The organism is Escherichia sp. WS1152 (genome assembly GCF_046487665.1).
Classification (GTDB): domain Bacteria; phylum Pseudomonadota; class Gammaproteobacteria; order Enterobacterales; family Enterobacteriaceae; genus Escherichia; species Escherichia coli.
This window is the reverse complement of record NZ_JBJQJA010000051.1, coordinates 1-2,247: the sequence shown is the minus strand read 5'-3', so window position 1 is coordinate 2,247 and position 2,247 is coordinate 1. Positions and strand designations below refer to the sequence as shown.

The 2,247-nt window shown below is 33.4% G+C and carries 2 protein-coding genes; both read right to left on the bottom strand.

Annotation, left to right across the window (positions count from 1 at the left end; all coding sequences use genetic code 11):
* Positions 1 to 83: 83 nt before the first annotated feature.
* On the bottom strand, positions 84 to 299 hold the full coding sequence (locus ACJHW7_RS25230) for a recombinase family protein (protein ID WP_156734515.1): 216 nt from the start codon (positions 297 to 299) through the stop codon (positions 84 to 86).
* Positions 300 to 1,023: 724 nt separating this feature from the next.
* Complete coding sequence (gene cfr, locus ACJHW7_RS25225; RefSeq protein ID WP_410233594.1) at positions 1,024 to 2,073, bottom strand: 23S rRNA (adenine(2503)-C(8))-methyltransferase Cfr; 1,050 nt, start codon at positions 2,071 to 2,073, stop codon at positions 1,024 to 1,026.
* Positions 2,074 to 2,247: the final 174 nt, after the last annotated feature.

The window sequence follows — 2,247 nt, the reverse complement described above, 5'->3', positions numbered from 1 at the left end:
CACAGAATGATGTCACGCTGAAAATGCCGGCCTTTGAATGGGTTCATGTGCAGCTCCATCAGCAAAAGGGGATGATAAGTTTATCACCACCGACTATTTGCAACAGTGCCTAAAATGTCGCCTTTTCGAATAATCCGTTTCAATAGTTGATAATTCGCCCGTTCAAAATTCTTTCCACTCTGCTTGTCCAAATAAATGTCCCGTTCAGTGATGCCGATTTTTCTCATGGCTTCCAATTGACGGCCTTCGTTTTGATCTTTGCTGCTGACACGTATGTAGCCAAATTTGCGATTTTCCATAATTCACCTCTAAGAACGATTCTTCCCCTTAATTATACCTGAAAAGCGTTCGTAAAAGTGTGTGCGATTTCGCGAACGTTCGTAAAGTGTTTTGATACGTTTACGAACGCTTTTTTCGGACCTTTTTAGCCTTTTTCAAAGCGTTCGTAAAAGTGTACTTTTACGAACGCTAATAAAGTGAGAAATCAAATGATATTAAAAGGTTTTCAAAAAGTTGAAGAAGAACTTAGCAAGAGGGTTTCAGATTATATAATTGAGGAGGGTTTTATGAAGCTGAACGCATTCCCGAATACTTTCAAGTTGTTCTCTAGAGAGACTACATAAATTAACTGCCAAAGACTACATTTTTAGAATGCCATAAACATCTTCAAGTATATATTTCATTAACTTACATTTGTATTTAGGGAGAATAAAAAATCCTCCCAATTATTATTGGAAGGATTATCTATTCATTTATACTAAATAAGAGTTTTTTGTCATTCGACAAACAAAACATCTAGTTAAACTGATTTAAAAAAAATGGATGACTAATCCTATATCTTAGTACTTTGAAACTTATTCATTTCAAATTAGAAGAATACAGATTAGTTAATTATCTTCCACCCAGTAGTCCATTCATATTTGAAGAAAATACTAGCATAATTGAGTTATCAAAATAATATTAATTGCATTAATATTATTTAAAAATTCACCTTATTATATCAGCTATATACCTTGTTCAATACTATTGGCTATTTTGATAATTACCATATAATTGACCACAAGCAGCGTCAATATCAATCCCAAATTGACTTCTAATTGTGACATGGATACCAGCAGACTTCAAAACTTTGTAAAAGGCTTCTACCTGCCCTTCGTTTGCTTCTCCATACATATCAGGTGCACTTATTGTAGGATTGTATCGTATCAAATTTACATGATATAACTTCCCTGATTTATAGCGACTTTTAAGAAGGCTAACAACTTCGTTTGCATGCTCAAGAGAATCATTTACACCAGGCAACATGATATAAGCTATATATACTTTCCTTGAAGTTAATCTTATATGTTCATCGAGTATATTCATTACCTCATCTATTGGGTATCTATCATTTATTGGCATCAATTTGCTGCGTTCCTCACTATAAGGTGAGTGTAATGAAAATGTAAGATTTACTTGAGGATATTCCTGGGTTATTTTTTTGATACTAGGTATAATACCAATCGTTGATATAGAAAGTCTACGAGGACTTAATGCAAATAAATTAGGATCCGTAAACGAATCAAGAGCATCAAATACTTGACGGTTGGCTAGAGCTTCACCCATTCCCATAAAAGAAATGCTATCAATTTGATGACCTAATAAATGGAAGTATAAAACTTGATCTGTTATCTCATCTACAGTTAGGTTTTTTTTCAATCCAATGTCGCCTGTAGCACAAAATTTACACCCAAATTTACATCCGCATTGTGATGATATACAAAATGACTCCCAACCTGCTTTATACTTCATGTTTACCGTTTCTACTCTCTCATTCTTTGATACTTCAAAAAGCACTTTCGTAACTTGCTCTGAATTTTGCTCTGCTAAGAGCTTGATATTCAAAACTGTTTCTCCAAAATTATTTATTAAATCCTCCCTAAGTAATTTTGGAAGAACCTTCATATCCTCAAATCGACTAATTCTTTGTTTAAAAATCGCATTGGTTATTTGTTTTATTCTATAATCAGGCTCATTATTACTTCTTAAAAATTCCTGTATTTTACCATACTTTGTTTTATTATTAAAATTCATTTCTTTCATCCTTTCACAATTTGTCTACAGATTAATAATTATTCTTTATTATACAGATCTCCAGGCACTGTTGCAAAGTTAGCGATGAGGCAGCCTTTTGTCTTATTCAAAGGCCTTACATTTCAAAAACTCTGCTTACCAGGCGCATTTCGCCCAGGGGATCACCATAATAAA